The organism is Streptomyces cyaneofuscatus, from assembly GCF_033109485.1.
Taxonomy (GTDB): domain Bacteria; phylum Actinomycetota; class Actinomycetes; order Streptomycetales; family Streptomycetaceae; genus Streptomyces; species Streptomyces cyaneofuscatus.
On the sequence record NZ_CP137002.1, the window covers coordinates 419,534 to 439,091 of the forward strand.

The following is a 19,558-nucleotide window of genomic DNA, read 5'->3' on the forward strand; positions in this document are numbered from 1 at the left end:
ATATCAACCGGGCAGAAACTAACCGGCAGAACTTCCGGCGCGACGTACCGTTCGGTAACTCAATTCCGGCTGCCTCCGCATGAGCGCCCATCCGCCGGGAGAAAGTCCCTTAGACCCCGCGCACTCCCGGCGGACCTGGCCATTCCTCTACGGGCTCTGCTAGCGTGCCGCTGAAGCCGATGCAGGGGGATGCTGATGGCAGGGGGGGCCTCCGTGCGAGTTATGAATAACTTCGCAGACCGTTCACACTCCGACCGATCCGCTGTGGGAGTGTTGGGAAAACGTCGATGCCCCTTTCGTGAGCGAAAGCGTGGCAACCAGAACACCGGGCCGTACCGGTGAAACTTCTCTGTCTGCCCCACGCCGGGGGCACCGCGAGCCGCTATCACCGGTGGACATCCCTGATGCCGCCATCCATCGAGATCGTCCCGCTGGAGCTCAACGGACGTGGCGACCGAATGTCCTACGGGTTTTACGCGTCTTTCGCCGAAGCCCTCGACGACCTCACCCGCCGAGCCCTCTCGGTACTGGAACCAGGAGATTCTTTTGCGATCTTCGGCCACAGCATGGGCGCCTACATCGCGCTGGAGCTCGAAAGGCGTCTGGAGTCCCTGGGGGTCCGGGCCGACCGGTTGTTCCTCTCGGGACGGGGCACGCCGGCCTACCGCAACGTCCTGAGCAGGCCCGCCCGGGAGCTGAGCGATCAGCAGCTGATCGCCGGGCTCGACGCGTACGGCGGTCTACCGCAGGCCGTCGCCGGCCATGAGCTCATGCGCACGCTGTTCCTGCCGATCATCCGGGCGGATTTCCATCTGCTGGAGGACGGTGCGCGGTCGATCGACGAGCGCGTTCCCGTCCGGAGTCCCCTGGTGATTCTCAACGGCAAGGACGACGCCGCCGCGCAACAGGCTCCGCCCGGCGTCTGGGAGGCGCTCAGCGTGTCCGGCGTGGAATTCCATTCCTACGCCGGAGGTCATTTCTTTGTCGACGAAAACCTGCAGAGCATCATTCAATTGATCGTGGAAAAGTCGAAGAGGGGGCTGGAGAAAGATGGTGTCTCCTTCCAGGGATGACGCTGGAGTGACTTCGTACGTCTCGGGCGGTGAGGTGGTTTCCCCACCCCGCTGGAAGACCGTCTTCGGAGCATTGGAAGAAGCCGCCGCACAGGCGCCCGGCACGAAAATTCACCTGTACGACGCCGACGGTTCGTACGATGTCACCACCTACGGCGCCCTGTACGAGGACGCATTACGCCTCTCGTGGTGGCTGACGGAAGCGGCCGGCCTGCGCGCGGGCGAACACCTGATTCTCCAGCTGAACAACGCACATGAATATCTGCGGGCTTTCTGGGCGGCCGTCCATGCCGGAGTCGTCGTCGTTCCGCTAAGTGTTCCGAATATCGTCGACCGGGACAATCTGGAGAGCGTTTCCCGGGTTCTCGCCACGCTGGGGTCCGGCCGGGTGATCGTCGGCCCGGGGCTGGCCGAGGCCTATCTTCCGGTCGTCTCCGATGCCGGTGTCGAGCGCGACGCGGTCATCGTCCTTCCCCGGAACGCGGAGCTGCCGAGCGCGGGCGACGCGTCCGGTGTCCAGGCCGCGGAGCCCGATGGGGCGGCGGTCATCTTCTTCACCTCCGGGAGCACCGGAGCACCCAAGGGTGCCGTGCAGACGCACGGGGCGATCCTGGCCCGGGAAGCCGGCGTCATGCAGAGCGACGGCGGCGGCAGGGACGTTCAGCTCAATTGGATGCCGCTGGAACATGCGGCGGGCATTCTCATGTCCCATCTGCGGGGCGTCTGCCGGCTCAGCGAACAGGTACAGGTCGCGCCCGGACACATTCTGGCCGATCCGCTGGTATGGCTCGATCTCATCGACACGTACCGGGTCAATTACACGTGGGCACCGCAGTTCGCCTACTCCCTGCTCGGCAATCTCGTGCCGGGACGGGAACACGCGTCGTGGGATCTGTCCTGCCTTCGCGAGTCCATCAATGCCGGCGAGATGCTCAACGCCCGCGCCATCGCACAACTCACCACCCAGCTGGCCGGGTTCGGGCTGCGCCCCGATGTCTTCGTACCGGTGTGGGGCATGGCCGAGACCTGCTCCGGGGTCTTCTACAACCGGGAGTTCGTCCCGGCGACCGAGGAGCCGGCCACCCCGGAGGACGGGGAAGGTGCCGGGCGCGTACCGAAATTCGTCGCGCTGGGCCGTCCGATCCCGGGCCTGGAGGTGCTCGTCGCCGACGATGACGGCGCGGCCGTTCCCCAGGGGCAGGTCGGTCATCTCCTGGTCCGCGGGGAGTGTGTGACGCGGGGGTACCTCCACCACCCCACCGCCAACGAGGAGAGCTTCACTCCCGACGGGTGGTTCAGGACCGGGGACCTCGCCCATGTCCGCGACGGCGTGGTCACCATGACCGGGCGGGCCAAGCAGATCCTGATCGTGAACGGTCTCAACTTCGACCTCTCCGAGGTCGAGGCGGCGATCGAGGAACTCCCGGCCGTGGAGACGAGTTTCACGGCCGCCTGGGCCCACACCGACCCCGCCACGGGTGAGGAGCAGGCCGTCGTCTTCTTCGTGCCCCGCGCCGGGCGGACGGCCGAGCAGGTGGCGGACGAAACGGTGACGGACGAGCCGGTGACGGATGCCATCCGCGCCCATGTGCTGCGCCGGATCGGGATCAGGCTGCACGCGGTCATCCCCGTGCGCCGGGAGGACATCCCCAAGACGAACCTGGGCAAGATCCAGCGGGCCAAGCTCGGTGCGGCCTACCGGGACGGCCTGTTCGCCGACCGTACCGCCGGGCAGGACGGCGACGAGCGGCGCCGGGCGCTCCTCGCGGACGCGCTGCGGCCGCTGATCGGCCCCGGGCGCTACCTCACGGCCTCCGCGAAGGAGCTCGGTCGAACGCGGCCCGCGCCGGGTGCCGGGACGACCGGCGGGATCGCCCTGGGTGGCCTCGGATCGGGGTGGGTCCGCAGCACCGGGATCGAAACGGCGGTGAACGCGCTTCCGGGCGTGGTGGGTTCGCGGGTGTGGACGGCCGATGTGCTGCTGCCCGGCATGCCGGGCGCGGTCGTCGCGATCGAGCCGCGCTCCGGGCACGCCGACTACCGGGCGGCCGTCCACGAGCGTGCGGTCCGCGCCGTGAAGGCGAACGGTGTCGTCCACCACGAGGTGGCCTTCGTCGACGGGATCGCCGCACGCCCCGACGCGGAACTGCTCGAAGCGCTGCTCGGCGGTGCTGCGGCCGACTCGGTGGACCTCGCCCCGGCGCGCCCCGTCGGCGTCTACGCCGACACCCTCGTCCGGGCCGACGCGGAAGCGCTCCCCGCACGGCAGCATCCCGCCCCGGCTCTCGCGGTCTTCGCGGACGACGAGGAGGCCCTGACGGGGTTCCTCGGGTCCGAGAGCCGGCGGGTCGTGTGGGTGCGCCCGGCGGAGGGCGGCGGCGAGGTGCGGCTGGAGAGCGGCGGCCTCCCCGGCGTCCTGACCGCCGAGGTCGATCCCCGCTCCTCGGAGGCGTACGCACAGCTCGGCGCGGCCCTGCGGGGTGCGGGCATCGAGTCTCTGGAGATCGCCCATCTGTGGGCTCTGCGCCCGTCGGCGGAGGCCGCCGGGCGCGGGGGCATCCTCGGCGCACAGGCCCGTGGGGTGTTCAGCGTGCAGAACCTGTTGCGTGAGCTCCCGGCAGCCGGTGTCTCCATCTCGTACGGGGCCGTCTTCACCCGTGACGCGCTCGGCGTCCTCCCGGCCAACCCGGGCTACGGCTCCGCGCCGATCGCCGGGTTCGTCCGGAGCGCGGTGGCCGAGGGGCACGCGCTGACGCACATCGACCTCTCCGGCGCGAACGACGGCCCCGGCAACGGCCCGGCCGACGACCTCGCCGCACTCTTCGAGCGCGAGGCCTCCCAGCCGCACGACGGCCTCTCCGTGGCCTACGTCGACGGCCTGCGCCAGAAGCAGGCGGTCGAACCACTGACGCTCCCCGCGACCGGCACCTCGCTGGACGGGCAGGACGGTTTCCTCGTCGTCACCGGCGGGCTCGGCGGGATCGGGAAGATCCTCGTCGCCCTGCTGCTCCGCCGCTTCCGGCGGAACGTGCTCGTGCTCGGCCGGCGCGAAGAGGCCGCGGTTCAGGACCAGGTCAGCTCGTTCGAGGCGATCGCGGGCGAGCACGGCGGGACGTTCACGTACGCGCGCTCCGATCTCCAGGACCCCGCCCAGCTGCGGGAGACGGTCCGGCACCACGCCGCCTCGTCCGGTCTCGCGCTCCACGGCGTCTTCCACCTGGCCGGCATGGTCCACGAGGCGCTGGTGGGCGATCAGTCGACCGAGGAGCTCGCGGAGGTCTTCAAGCCGAAGGTGGCCGGTCTCCACCATCTGGGCGGTCTGCTCGCCCAGGAGCACCGGGACGCCTTCCTCGTCACCTTCGCCAGTGCGCGCAGCCTCGCACCGGGGGCGACCGTCTCGGCGTACGTCGCCGCGTCGGACTTCGCCGGCCACTACTCGGCCCACCTCCGCTCCCAGGGCGTGCGCGCCACCTCGGTGGCGTGGGGTGTCTGGGACGAGACGGGCATGAGCCGCGATCTGAAGGTGAACCGGTCCCTGCACCGGCGTGGCATCGAGACCGTCGAGCCGCTCCAAGGGCTCGGCGCACTCCTCGACGCGCTCCGCACCGACCGGCCGGCCGTCTACATCGGGGTGGACGGCTCGCGTCTCCCTCACGGTCTGACAACCGGGAGCGACGGCGCGTCGCCCGAACCCGCCTGTGTCGTGACCGACTTCGGTGACTTCGAGCGGCTCTTCGCACCGCGGGCCGACGCCGTCGAGGACACCGTCCGCGACCACCTCGGCGGTGCGCGGCTCCGGTACGAGATCCTCGACGAGCTCCCCGTGGACCGCAACGGCCTCGTGGACCGGGACATGGTGCTGGACCGGCTCGACGTGCTGCGCGGCGCGGTGACGGTCGAGCCGCCCCGCGACGCCGCCGAGGAGCGCATACGCGACATCTGCCGGGCGGTGTTCCGGGTCGGGACCATCGGGGTGACGGAGAACCTGTTCGACCTGGGTGCCGACTCGATCGCCACCATCCAGCTCCTCGCGAAGCTCCGGGACGACGGGGTCGCCGTGGTCTCGCACGAGGAGTTCTACAAGGAACCGACGATCCGCCACCTCGCCGGGCAGGCGGCCGGGAGCACCACCCCCGAGGCCCCGGCCCTCCCCTCGCTGAAGGCCGACGCGACGGCCGAGGTCCCCCTCACCCCGCAGCAGCGCCGCCTCTGGTTCCTGTTCCAGGCCGATCCGGCGAGCCCCTACTACAACAACACCGTCTCCATCGAGGTGTCGGGCGGCGTGGTCCGCCCCCTGCTCAAGACGGCGCTCATGACGCTCGTCGACCGGCACGAGGCCCTACGCGTCCGGTTCCGCGAGGACGCGTCCGGCACGTTCTGGCAGCACGCCGTCCCGATCGAGGAGGTGGACCTGACCTTCGACGAGCACGATCTGCGTGACCTCCCCGAGAGCGACCGGGCCCGCCGGCTGGACGGGATCATCGCGGCCTCGGCCGCCACCCCGTTCGACCTCCTGAGCCAACTGCCGCTGCGCGCCGCCATCGTCACGAGCGCGGACGACCGGGTCACCCTCGTGCTGACCATCCATCACATCGTCTCGGACGGCTGGTCGATGGGGGTGATCCTCTCCGACCTCGCCGCGATCCACGACGACCTCCTGGAGCACGGCGCATCGAAGCTGACGCCGGTCAGGGGGCTCTACGGACGGTACGTCGCCGACGTCACGGCGTACGAGAACTCGGCGGGCTACCAGGAGCAGTTGGCGTACTGGACGGACGAGCTGGGGCAGGTCACCGTTCCCGCCGAGCTGCCGGCCCGCGCGGATGCGACGGAGGCGCCTACCTCCGACGGTGAACACCACGAGTCCACCGTGGGCCCCGAGGTGCTGCGCGGTCTGCGCAAGCTCGCGCGCGACCACGACGTCTCCCTGTACGTGCTGCTGCTCGCGGCCTACGCGGTGCTCCACCAACGCCTGACGCTCAGTCATCATGTGCGGCTCGGCACGCTGATCGCCAACCGTGGCCGGGGGAACACCTCCGACATGGTCGGGTTCCTGGCGAACACCCTGCCGCTGGACATCCGCATCGACGACGCCGAGCCGTTCTCCGCGCTGGTCCAGCAGGTCAAGCGGAAGGTGATCGGCCTCCAGGACCACCAGGACGTCCAGTTCGACTCGTTGGTGCAGGCGTTGCAGCCCGAGCGGGCGCACAACAAGAACCCGTTGTTCCAGGTGCTGTTCGTGCTGCAGAACGCCCAGATCGAGCGGCTCAGCACGCCGCGGGCCGACTGGCGGCTGAAGATCTGGGAGAGCGACACCGCGAAGTTCGACCTGTCCATCCAGGCGTTCGAACGGGACGGGGATCTCGACCTCGTCTTCGAGTACCGCCGCGACCTCTTCCCCCGGCAGGACGTCGAGCGCTGGGTGGAGGCGTACCACACGGTTCTCCGCGATCTCCCGGGGCTGCCGGACCCGGAGGTCGGGCACATCGACATCGTGCCGGAGACCGAGCGGGAGCGCATCCTCTCGGTCAACGGACCTCTCGACGCGCCCCTGCCGTCGTCGGTCCCGGCAGTGCTGTCCGCCGTGGTGCGGGAGCGGACCGACCGTCCGGCGCTGGTCATGGGGTCGGAGTCGTACACCTTCACCGAGCTCTGGGACCGGTCCGCCGCCTACGCCGCGTATCTGCGGGCCGAGGGTGTCGTCCCCGGCAGCCGGGTCGGGATCACGGCCCGCCGCTCCCCGCATGTGGTGATCGCCATGATCGCGGTCGCCCGGCTCGGCGCGGCCTATGTGCCCGTACGGCCCTCCGACCCGGAGGAGCGCCGAAGGCTGGTGCTCTCCGACTCCGAGGCACTGGTCCTGCTGGACGACGCCGCGGCCGAACCTCTCGGTGACGTACTCCAGTTGCCTCTCGCGGTGTACGACGCCGCGGTGCCGGAGTCCGGGCCCGCGTGGCACGAGACGGACGCCGCGTCGAGCCCGGCGTACATCATGTACACCTCGGGCTCCACGGGCCGGCCCAAGGGCGTCGCCGTCTCCGTGGAGAACGTCCTCCGCCTGGCGCACCGGCCGGACTTCGTCGAACTCGGCCCCGGGGACGTGGTGTTGCAGACGGGGTCGCTGACCTTCGACGCGTCCACGCTGGAGGTCTGGGGCTCGCTGCTGAACGGGGCGGCGCTCCACCTGGTCGACGAGCACGTGCTGCTGGACATCACCGCGCTGCGCGAGGCGATCGACGCTTCGGGTGCGACGGTCATGTGGATGAGCGCCCCGCTGTTCAGCCAGATCGTGGACTCCGACCCCGGTGTCTTCGGGCCGCTGCGGCAGCTCCTCGTGGGCGGTGACGTGCTGCCGCCCCGGCAGATCAGGGCGGTCGTCGAGGCGTGCCCCGGCATCCGGATCATCAACGGGTACGGGCCGACCGAGAACACCACCTTCTCCACGACGTACCGCATCCCCGACGACGTTCCGGCCGACCGCGCGATCCCCATCGGCCGGCCCATCGGCCACTCCTCCGCGTACGTCCTGGGCGGTGCCGGCCGGCTCCAGCCCATCGGGGTCCCCGGCGAACTCCATGTCGGCGGGCGGGGCGTGGCGCTCGGCTATGTGAACCGGGACGACCTGACGGCGGCCTCCTTCCTCGACGACCCGTTCACCGAGGGCGGCCGGATGTACCGGACCGGTGACCTGGTCCGGCTCAACGAGGAGCTGGACCTTGAATTCATCGGGCGCGTGGACCACCAGGTGAAGGTCCGCGGCTACCGGGTGGAGCTGTCGGAGATCGAGCTCGCCGTCCGTTCCCTGGAGTACGTACGGGACGTGGCGATCGAGGCGCGTACGCCGGAGGGCGGCACCCTGCGGCTCGTCGCGTTCTACGCGGCCGACGGCGACGCGGACATCCGTGCCGACCTGGAGCGGCTGCTCCCCGACTACATGGTCCCCGCCGTCTTCGTCCGGCTCGACCGGCTCCCGCTCGACCGGAACGGCAAGGTCGACCGACGCCAGCTCTCCGCTGTCGAGATCGCCGTCGGCGGGACCGGTGGGGACGATACGGCGGACGATGGCCTGAGTCCCCAGGCGAACGAGCTGCGGCGCATCTGGGCCGATCTCCTCGGCTTCGACACGTTCGGCGCGGACGACAACTTCTTCAGCCTGGGCGGGGACTCCATCCAAGTCATCCAGATGACCAACCGGCTCCGCGGCTCCGGGTACCAGATCTCCGCGAAGGAGGTCTTCGAGAACCAGTCGGTCCGCCGACTGGCCGCGCTGATGGTGCCGAGTTCGCCGCACGCGCAGTCGGACCCGGCGGTGAACACCGTCGAGCGGGCGGGGACGGCCGAACTCGCCCCCGTACACGCATGGTTCTTCGAGACGCTCGGCGGCGACAACTGGCTCGACCACTGGAATCTGCCGCTCGTCCTGGATCTGGACGAGGACTACCCGCTGCCCCGGATCGCGCAGGCCCTGCGGGCGGTCCAGGAACAGCACCCGGCGCTGCGGGCGCGGTTCTGGCGGGAGGGGGCCACCTGGCACTACCAGGAGGGGCTGCCCGCCCATGACATCCCGGTCCGCAAGTGGACCACCGAGCATGTCGCGGACATCCAGCCTCAGTTGACGGCGATGCAGCGGGCGCTCAGCGTCGGCGAGGGCCGGATGCTGCTGGCGGGGAAGGTGAACGCCGGGGCGGAGGTTAAGCTCGTCCTCGCCCTGCACCACCTGGTCAGCGACGGTGTCTCCCTGCGCATCCTGGCCCGCGGCATCCGCACGGCCCTGCGCGAAGCCCCGGCGGAGCTGCGGCTGCCGCCCGTCGCGGCGACCTTCTCGTCCTGGATCGCCGCCACCCATCAGCGGGTGGCCTCGCCCGAGGTCCAGGGGCAGATCCCCTACTGGACCGAGGTCGCCTCGAAGATCCGGAGCCCCTTCCCGCGGACCACGCTCACGGAGTCCGGCACGGTGGACCGGGAGTTCGGTGTGAGCGCCGAGGTCACGGGCCGGCTCGCCCGGATCGGGGCGTCCGTCGCGGGCGCCGAGCTCCAGCACGCCCTGCTCGCCACGCTCGCCCGGGCGTACCGCGAGGCGTTCGCCGTCCCGGAGTTCCCGGTCCTGCTGGAGGGCCACGGGCGGTCGGACTCCCCCGGCTCCCCGGACATCTCCGGGACGGTGGGCTGGTTCACCAGCATGTACCCGGCCGTCCTGTGCGGTGCGGGCGACGGCGGAACCCCGGTCGCCGATGTCCAGGCCGTACGGGAGCAGCTGAGGGCGATACCGGGCGGCGGGGACGACTACGGTGTCCTCGCCTACCTGGACCACTCCGTGCCGCCCCTGGTCTCCGCCGTACCGGTCGCCTTCAACTACCTCGGGGCCATGCCCAGCGGGATGGAGCTGGCGAGTTCGGCGTACGGGGACTTCCGCTCGGGGTCCTCACGGCGTGAGTGCGCCATCGAGTTCAACCTCTTCAAGTACGGCGACGACCTCAAGGTCTCGATGCGGGTGGACCGCGCCTTTGCGGACTCCCCCGAGGTGCTGAAGCTCCTGGAGGCGTACGAGCGGAATCTGCTCGCGCTCGCGGAAGGGCTGGACGGCACCCACGCTCCCGCCGTGAAGGAGCCGGCCGCCCTGCCCGCCGCCGACCGGGCGGCCGTGCTCACGGCGTACGGGGACGACGTCCAGCACATCCTGCCGCTGACGCCTACTCAGGAGGGTTTGCTCTACCACGAGTTGATGCACCCGGGCAGCAGCGACTACTTCGGCCAGGTCGTCACCACCCTCCACGGCTCCCTCGACCTCCCGGCGTTCGAGGCGGCCTGGAACATCGTCATCGCCGAGAACGAGATGCTGCGGACCGTCTACGGCTGGGAGAACCTCTCCCGGCCCGTGCAGATCGTCCTGGGCTCGGCCGGCTTCCGGATCGACCACCGGGATCTGACCGACCGGGCCGACGAGGCCGAGCGCCGGCGTGCGGTGGACGACCTCCTCGCCGCCGACATCGCGGCCGGGTTCGACCTGACCGCCGGCCCGCTGCTCCGGGTCACCGTCGCACGGACCGGCGACGACGAGCACGTCTTCGCCTTCAGCTTCCCGCACATCTCGCTGGACGGCTGGAGCGTCTTCCGGATCCTCGCGAGGACCCTGGAGCTGTACGACGCGGGCGTGCCGGAGCCCGCCGCGATCGAGCCGGCGCCGAGCTTCCGGAGCTACGCGGAGTGGCTGGGGAACCTCGATCTCACCGAGGCCCGCGCCTACTGGTCGCGGTACCTCGCGGACTCCACTCCGTGGGTCCTGCCCCCGGAGGCGCGGTCGAGCGCCGACGAGGACCGGTTCTCGCAGCTGGACCTCGTGCTCGACGAGGAAGAGACCACGCTCGTCCGGGAGTTCGCCGCCGGCGCCCACTGCACCTTGAGCACCGTGCTCCAGACCGCGCTCGCCCTCACTCTGCGCATCGTGTCGGGCGCGGACGATGTGATCTTCGGCGTGACGGTGTCCGGGCGCTCCCCCGACGTACCGGATGTGGAGCGGGTGGTGGGGCTGCTCATCAACACGCTGCCCATGCGCGTCCGGATGGCCGGTGACGAACCGGTCGATTCCCTCATGGGGCGCATCCAGACCGACGGGTTCGGTGCCATCGAGCACAGCGGCCTGGCGACCACCCACATTCTGGAGAGCGCAGGCCCGGAAAAGGGCTCGGGTGCGGGGTCGCGTGCGGCCTCGGGTGCGGGTAAGAGCCGTGCGCAATTCGATGTGCTGTTCATCCTGGAGAACTATCCGCTGGGCCCGGAGTTCCTCACATCAAAGAATCTGGGCATCGGATCGTTCGCGAGCCACGAGCGGACGAATTACCCCCTGACCGTCGTCGCCATTCCCGGCGAGCGGCTCACGGTCCGGTTCTCGTCGATGACCGGTGTCGTCGAGCCGGCCTGGGTCTCCGCGTTCATGGGGCTCTTCCGCACCGCGCTCCACCAGGTCTCCTCGGGCCACCGTCTGGTGGCCGATGTGGACGGCGTGGACGCGGCGGCCCTGGCCGACCTGCTGCGGAGCTCGCAGAACGCGCCCACCGTCGAGGCCGAGCACGAGGATCAGCAGAAGTTCTTCGCGGACTTCCGCGGCCCGGTCTTCGTCCTGGACGAGCAGGCCCGGCCCTGCCCGGTCGGCGTTCCGGGCCATATCCATGTGGCGGCCGATTCCGTCTCCGATCTTCCCGTCGACGGCGAGTGGGGGCAGTGGATGGCGGAGGGCGAGACCGAACCCGGATTCCCCTCACCCCACCGGTATCTCTATCCCACGGGCGATGTCGGTATGTGGACGGGCCGCGACTCCATCAAGCTTCTTGACTGATCCAAGGAAAACAGGGTTCATCATGCCGATTCGCACCACCCATCGCGTATCCGAGCTGATTCGCCACCAGGGACGCCGCTATCCGGTCGCCGTGGTGGAAGCACGTGTCCGGGAGGTCGCCGACGTGGCGGAGTGCGCGGCGGTCCAGCTGCGCACCCCGGCCGGCTCGACGCGTTCCGTGGCCTTCGTCCGGACGGTGTCCGGCCGCGCCCTCACGGTCGAGAGCCTGGCGGGGCTCCCGGTGGACGACGTCGTCACCGTCTCCTGCCTGCCGCTCGACGACCGGGGCGGGGTGGACTACGCGACGCTGCGGCAGGCGGCGCTCGTGGACGCGCCGCGACTGGCGGAGCTGGAGGCCGGATGGCGGGAGAGCCATGGCCTCGGCGAGAGCGTCGTGCTGTACGGGGAGTCGTACGACTTCGGCGCCCCGCTGGCACGCCGGGCGTACGCCGCCACCTCTCCCGTGCCTGAGACTCCCGTGCCTGAGCAGGAGGGCGACGGGCTGATACCCGGTGCGGCTCCCGCCGTTCCCGCGTACATCCAGGGGCCGCCGCTCTTACCCGTACCGGGTGACGCGCGGACGCTGGCCGACACCCTGCGCCGGGCCGCCGGCAGTGGGGCCGGGCGGGGCTGCCGCTTCGTCGACTCCGCCGGTACGGAGAGGTTCCTGCCGTACGCCGAGCTGCTGGAGCGGTCCGAGCGGGTGGCGGCCTTCCTCCGGGGCGACGGGGTCGCCCCCGGTGACCGGGTCCTCCTTCTGGCCGCCGGTCACGAGGAGTTCGTCGTCGCGCTGTGGGGTGCGCTGCTGGCCGGGGCGGTGGCCGTGCCGGTGACGGCGTCGGCGGACTACGAGGAGCGGCGGGCCGAGGCCGAGAGCCTCCGGCGGATCTGGACCACGGCACGCGAGCCGCGGGTCCTGGCCTCCCCCGCCCTGGTGGAGGCGGTCCGGCCCCTGCTGGAGGGCGCGTCGCTGCTGTCGCTGGCCGAGGCGGAGACGTGCTCCGCCGCGCCCGTCGTGGTGGACGTCGACCCGGAATCGCCCGCACTGATCCTCTTCACCTCGGGAAGCACCGGCACCCCGAAGGGGGTGGTGCAGTCCCACGCGAACATCGTGCACAAGCAGCAGGCGGCGGTTCAGCACAGCGCGTACGCGGCCGACGACGTCTTCCTCAACTGGCTGGCCATCGAGCACGTGGTCGGGCTCATCCACTCCCATCTCCTCCCCCTGTACCTGGGCGCCCACCAGGTCCACGCGGCCACCGACCACGTCCTCACCCGGCCCACCCGCTGGCTGGACCTGGCGACCCGGCACCGGGCGACGGTCACCTGGGGCCCGAACTCCATGCTGGCCCTGCTCGCCGACACCGTCGCGGGCGGCGAGGCAGCGGACTGGGAGCTCTCGGCCGTACGCCGCTGGATCAACGCGGGCGAGCAGGTCCACTTCGCCACCTGCCAGCGGCTCCTGGGCCTGCTGGAGCGGTACGGGCTGCCCGGGCAGGCGATCAAGCCGGAGTGGGGCATGTCGGAGACGTGCAACATGGTCGTGGTCTCGGACGCGCTGGAGTACGGGAAGTCCACCGGCGTGCAGTACGTCGACCGGATCCGCCCGGACGGCGGGATCGAGTTCGCTCCGTCCGAGCCCACCGCGCTGAGCCGGTTCGTCGAGTGCGGCCGGGTCTATCCGGGGGTGGACGTGCGGGTCGTCGACGACGCCGGCGAGCTGGTCGACGAGGGGCACGTGGGCCACTTCCAGGTCCGCGGGCTGACCCGGCTCGTCGAGTACTTCAACAACCCGGAGGCGAACGCGAAGTTCTTCCGCGACGACGCCTGGTTCGACACCGGGGACCTGGCCTTCATCCGGGACCGCAAGGTCACCTTCACCGGCCGCGGCGCCGACCTGATCATCGTGAACGGCGTCAACATCCAGAACGTCGACCTGGAGGCCGTGGTCGAGACGGTCGACGGCGTCCTGCCGTCCTTCGCCGCCGCGTGCTCGGTCCGTGACGAGGACGACGTCACCGATCACCTCGCGATCTTCTACGTCTCCGAACTGACAGCACCGGACGCGCTGTTGCGGCAGATCAAGGACATCCAGGCCACCCTGCGCCGGGAGTTCAGCCTCTCCGCCCGCCATGTGATCCCCCTGCCTGCCGAGGAGATCCCCAAGACGAGCATCGGGAAGATCCAGCGGAGCAAGCTCGTCGCCCGGCTCCAGGACGGCACGCTGGACGAGCGACTCCACGCGGTCGGGCAGTCGCGCGGCTCGGGCGCGGCGTTCGTCCCGCCGTGGTTCTTCGTCGAGACCGAGCAGCCGCGCGTCCTTCCGGCGGTGGACGGGCAGCCGGTGACGCTCGGCCTGGTGGGCGGTGAGCCGGCGGACCGGGCCGAGGTCACGCGCGTACTGTCGGAGGGGCTCTCCGTCCAGGCGGGCGAGGGGGCCGAGCGTCCCGACGGCACGATCGACGCCGTGGTCGACCTGCGGCTGACCCGGCCCGGGTGGGACAGCCAGGCGGTGTACGAGCTGATCGGCGCCACCACGCGGCTGATCGGGGACCACGCCGCCGCCGGACGCGGGGAGGGGCTGCGGATCGCCCTCGTCACCGTCGGCGGACGCGCGCACGACGACAGCGCCCGGGCCCACCTCGGCGCGCTCCAGGGCTATGTGCAGAGCGTCAACGCCGAGGCCGGTGCACCGGTGCTCGTCTGGAGCGACCTCGATGCGGTCGACGAGGCCAACGTGGCGCTTCTGGCACGCGAGTTGGTGGCGTACGCGCCTGCTCCGGCGGTGGCCTACCACGCGGGGACCCGTACGGAACGGGCGCTCTCCCCGGCTCCGCGCGACCCCGCCGGGGTGGCGGCCGAGATCAAGGAGGGCGGCCGGTACATCGTCACCGGCGGCCTGGGCGGTGTGGGGCGGGAGCTGTCCCGGTTCCTGGCCGAGAAGTACGGCGCCCGGCTCGTCCTGGTCGGCTCCACCCCGGCCGGGCAGCTCGACGAGAGCCGCAGCCACGCCCTGCGCACCCTGGAGGCCCGCACCCAGGTCGACTACGTCTCGGTGGACCTCGCGGCCGCCGACGCGCCGGAGCGGCTCCGGGCCGCACTGCGGTCCACCGTGGACGGGCGCATCGACGGGGCGTTCCATCTGGCCGGCCTCGGCAACTTCGGCGAGGACGACGCGCTGGAGGGCCTCGACGGGGCCCCGCACCTGGACGAGAGCCGGCTGGCGCGGTACACGGCCCTGAAGGTACGGGGCATGGCGGCGCTGGCCGGGGAGCTGGCCAGGGACGCACTGCTCGTCGGCTTCAGCTCGGTCAACGCCTACTTCGGCGGCGCCGGGTACACGGAGTACTCCGCGTCCAACAGCGCGCTCAACGCGGCGGTGCGGGCCCTGCGGGAGCAGGGGTACCGGCGCGCCATGTCCCTCGGCTGGAGCGCGTGGTCCGGCACCGGTATGTCGGGCGGGGCGGGCGGCAGCCTGCCGGCCGAGCGGCGCGGCTTCCTCTCCCTCGACGTCGATCTGGCCCTGGAGTCCGTGGACATCGCGGTCCGGCGCAACCAGCCGGTCACGTACATCGGTCTGGACGGCGCACACCCCGATGTGGCCTCGCACGTCCGCCACAAGCCCGGCTGGGAGCTCGTACCCCGCTACTTCTACGTGGCGGAGAGCGAGCTGGAGACCGGGCAACTCGCCGATCTGGCACCGGCCTTGCGGAGCTCGCGGGTCGACCGGATCCCCCGGAAGGGCGACGGGCACATCGACACGGTCCGGCTGCTCCAGACGGCGAGCTCCACGGCGGCCGCCGCCCCGCCGGAGACGGCGACGGAGCAGCGGCTCGCCACGCTGTGGGAGGAGATCCTCGGTACGGAGAACCTCGCACGCGACGACGACTTCTTCATGCTGGGCGGCCACTCCCTGATGGCGGCCCGGCTGGCCAACGACATCCGGCTCGCGTTCGGTGTGACGGTCGCGCTGCACGAGTTCTTCAAGAGCTCCCGGCTCTCCGCCGTGGCCTCCCTGATCGACGAGAAGGCGGCGGCGAGCGCCACCGACGAAGCGACACCGCAGTCGGCACAGGCAGCGGCGACGGCGGAGGAGGACGGCCTCTCCAGCGCCCAGCGCCGGATCTACTTCGCCGAGCGCGTCGAACCCGAGCTCGCGCTCTACAACATCGTGGCCGCCTGGGAGTTGGCGGGAGTTCTGGAGCCCCGGCTGCTGGAGAAGGCGCTCGTCCACGTCACCCGTCGGCACGAGTCGCTGCGTACGGTCTTCGAGACCGTCGACGGCACCCCGCGCAGCCGGCTGGTCGAGGCGCCCTCCGTCTCCCTGGACCATGTGGAGCTGCGGGACCGGGAGACCGGCGAGGCGGAGTCGGTGCTGCGGGAGACCCTGGACCGGGAGCTGGCGCACAAGTACGACCTCGAAGCGGCGCCGCTGGCCCGCTACACCCTCGTAAGTCTGCCTGCGCAACGGGACGTTCTGGTCGTCTCGCACCACCACATCACCTCCGACGGCTGGTCGCTGAGCGTCTTCATGCGTGACCTGGTGACCGTCTACAACGCGCTGGTCTCGCAGGACATACCGCTGCTCGCCGCTCTGCCCACGGGCATCACGCGGGCCGTGGCGCGGCAGGACGCGGCCGGTGCCGCCTCCGAGAAGGCGGCGGACCACTGGCGCACGGTGCTGGAGCAGGACGTCGAACCGCTGGAGCTGCCCACGGACTTCAGCCGTCCGCGCCTCCAGTCCTACGCCGGGGACACCCTCTTCCTCGAACTCGACCGGGACGAGGTGCGCCGGGTGGGCGAGGCCGCCGCGTCGGCCGGGGTGTCGAGCGCGGTCTTCGTGGCCACCGTCTTCGGTGTCTTCCTCTCCCGGCTGAGCGGGCAGCGGGAGTTCTTCGTCGGCATGCCCGCGATGCGGCGGGACGATCCGGCGCTGCTCGACGCGGTGGGCATGCTGGTGAACACCCTCCCCTGCCGGGTGTCTCTGGCCGGCTCCGCCTCCGTACGCGATCAGTGCGCCGCTGTCCACCGGTCCATGACGGGGCTGCTGGAGCACCAGGACTACCCCTTCGACCACATGGTCACCCGCTTCTCCGAGGGCCGCGACACCTCGCGCCCGCCCATCGTCCAGACCATGTTCAACTACGTTCCCCGGGAGGACTTCCCGGAGTTCGCGGGCGCCGCCCGGACACCGCTCGATCTGCGGCACCGCATCGCCCGCTTCGACCTGTCCCTCCACGCGTACGAGCGGGACCACGGGCTGACCCTGGCCTTCGAGTACGCGACCTCCCTCTTCCGCGAGGAGACGGTCCAGGGCTGGCGCGCCCACTTCCGTACGCTCCTGTTCTCCATGGCCGACGATCCCGGCTCGCCTGTAAGGGTGTTGAGCGTGCTGACGCCTCAGGAGCGGGCGGAGGTGGTGCGTCTCTCCGACCGCACGCGGGAGAGCGCGCCCGCCGGGTCGGTCGCCGCCGCGTTCTCGGACACGGCCCGCGCCCACGGTGGGCGGACCGCCGTGGTCCACGGGGAGGAGGAGATCACCTACCGGGAGCTGGACGCCCGCAGTTCGTCCCTCGCGGCCCGTCTCCGGGAACAGGGGGTCACCGCCGGGGCCCGTGTCGCGATCGACGCCGAGAAGGCCCTCTCCACGATCACCGGGATTCTCGGCATCCTGAAGCTCGGCGGTGCGTACGTTCCGATCGACCCCGGCCTTCCGCCGGCAGTCGCCGCGTCCATCCTCCGCGCGGGCTCCATCCGTTGGCGCCTGACGGCCCGGGGGCTGTCCCCGGTCGACGCGTCGGGTGAGCCCGCGGGTGAGCCGGTCGCCCTCCCGTCGCAGCAGGGCGGGACCGGGGGCGAGGTGCCGCCCGTCACCGGGGGCGACGAAGCGTACGTCATGTTCACCTCGGGCACGACGGGCCTCCCCAAGGGGGTCTCCATCAGCCAGGCGAGTGTGGTGGGGCTGGTGCGGGATCCGGGGTGGATCACACTCGACGAGCAGGTACGGGTGCTCCAGACCGGCGCGCTCTCCTTCGACGCGTCCACCTTCGAGATCTGGGCGGCGCTCCTCAACGGCGGCACGCTGATCCTCACCGGGAAGGACACCGTCCTGGACGTCGGCGCGCTGCGGCGGGAGATCGAGGAGCGCCGTCCCACCCTCATGTGGGTGAGCGCACCCCTGTTCCACCAGCTGACGGACGCCGACGCGTCCCTCTTCGACGGGCTCCGGGAGCTGGTCGTCGGCGGCGACGTCGTCTCACCGGCCCACGTCAACCGGGTCCTGGAACAGAGCGCGGGTCTCCGTATCACCAACGGCTACGGTCCGACCGAGAACACCACGTTCACCACCACGTTCTCGACGACCCGGCCCGTGGCGGGCGCCCTCCCGATCGGGCGCCCCTTCCCCGGCCGGATCGCCCTCCCCCTGGACGCGACGGGCGCGCCCGTCCCGTACGGCGTGCTGGGTGAGCTGTACGTCGGCGGCGAGGGACTCGCCCTCGGGTACGTCGGCAACGAGGAGGAGGCCGCCCGCCGCTTCGTGGAGGTGCCGGCGCTGCCGGGCGTGCGGCTCTACCGCACCGGCGACTGGGTCACCCTGAGCCGTGACGGCCAACTCCACTACCACGGACGCCGCGACGGCCAGGTGAAGGTCCGGGGCCACCGGGTGGAACTGAACGCCGTACGGAGCGCGCTCTGCTCGCTGGCCGGGGTGAAGGACGCCTTCGTCGTCGCGCGTCCGGGGTCGGCGGGGGCGCTGACAGCTCATGTCGCCGCCGAGGGGTTGGGGTCGGCCGAGATTCTGGAGGGGGTACGCCGTCTGGTGCCGCCGTACGCGGTGCCCTCGGCCGTCCACGTCTACGACGCGCTGCCGCTCAGGAGCAGCGGCAAGGTGGATGTCACGCGGCTGCGCTCCGGCGGCGGCGAGGAGGCACCGGGCACGGCACCTGAGGCCGTTGCCGAACTCCCCCCGCAGGAGCGGACGTTGCTCGCCGCCTACCGGTCCGTCCTGGGGCGCGAGCGCGTCCACCCCGACGAGTCCTTCTTCGATCTCGGGGGCGACTCGCTGCTGACCATCAAGCTGGTCTCGGTGCTCCACGGGGAAGGCGTTCTCGTCGACCCCAAGCAGGTGTTCCTGTACCCGGACGTCCGCAGCCTGGCGCGGGCGCTCGACGAGCGGACGACGGACGGGACGTCCGCCGGTGACCCGGCGGCGAAGCTCGTACGGCTCAACCCGCGCAGCGGCGACGGGCCGGGGATCGTCTTCGCGCCGCCGGCCGGCGGGACCGTCCTCGGCTACATCGAACTGGCCCGCCACCTGCGGGGGTTCGGCGAGATCCACGGCGTCGAGGCGCCCGGGCTCGGCGCCGGGGAGTCCCCGGTCTACCCGTCGTTCGACGAGATGGTGCAGTTCTGCTCCGACTCGGCGGCCGGGGTGGCCGGCGACGGCGTCTACATCGGCGGCCACTCCCTGGGCGGGCACATCGCCTTCCACCTCGCGGCGAGGCTCCTGGACCGGGGCGTGCGGCCGAAGGGGCTCATCATCCTCGACACCCCGCCGAATCTGGGGGACATTCCCGTGGCCGACGCGGACCTCACCGAGGAGGAGACGCGGGTCTTCATCCTCGCCATGGGGATCGGGGGGATGCTGGACCAGGACCGGGATCAACTCAAGGACCTCCCCTACGAGGAGGCGAAGAAGGTCCTTCTCGACCGGGCGAAGAACGATCCGCGGGTCTCCGCCTTCCTCAGCGAGGACTATCTGGACCGGTTCCTGCGCCTCCAGATGCATCAGCTGATGTATTCGCGGGACGTCGTCCTGCCCGAACGGAAGCTGGACATCCCGGTCCATGTGTTCCGGACCAAGAACCACGCGCCGGAGGTGGCGAGCCTCTTCTCGGCCTGGGAGAACTACGCGGCGGGCGAGGTGACCTTCGTCGACATCCCGGGTGACCACGCGACGATGCTCAGGGCACCCCACGTCAGCGAGGTCGCCCACCTGCTGGACCGCTACTGCGGTCTGCCCGCCGGAGACGGCCCGCGCCGCTAGCCGGCCCGCCTCCCCGCCGCCTCCCGCCGGCCGGTGCCGTCCTCCGACGACGGCACCGGCCGGGGGGCGGCGCCACCGACGAACGTATTCGGCCCGTCTCCGACT

Annotated in this window: 3 protein-coding genes; all 3 read left to right on the forward strand. The window is 71.1% G+C overall.

Going from position 1 to position 19,558, the window contains the following annotated elements; genetic code table 11:
- Positions 1–338 precede the first annotated feature (338 nt).
- Genes R2B67_RS01740 through R2B67_RS01750 form a run of 3 tightly spaced genes read left to right on the forward strand, consistent with a single transcriptional unit; the run spans position 339 to position 19,453 of the window.
- Positions 339–1,073 (forward strand): thioesterase II family protein, encoded by a 735-nt coding sequence (locus tag R2B67_RS01740; protein ID WP_317816026.1) that lies wholly within the window; start codon positions 339–341, stop codon positions 1,071–1,073.
- A gap of 7 nt (positions 1,074–1,080) precedes the next feature.
- Positions 1,081–11,406, forward strand: a complete 10,326-nt coding sequence (locus R2B67_RS01745) for a non-ribosomal peptide synthetase (protein ID WP_317816027.1) — start codon at positions 1,081–1,083, stop codon at positions 11,404–11,406.
- A 22-nt stretch (positions 11,407–11,428) separates the two neighbouring features.
- Positions 11,429–19,453, forward strand: coding sequence for a non-ribosomal peptide synthetase (locus R2B67_RS01750; protein ID WP_317816028.1), 8,025 nt, complete (start codon positions 11,429–11,431; stop codon positions 19,451–19,453).
- Positions 19,454–19,558 lie beyond the last annotated feature (105 nt).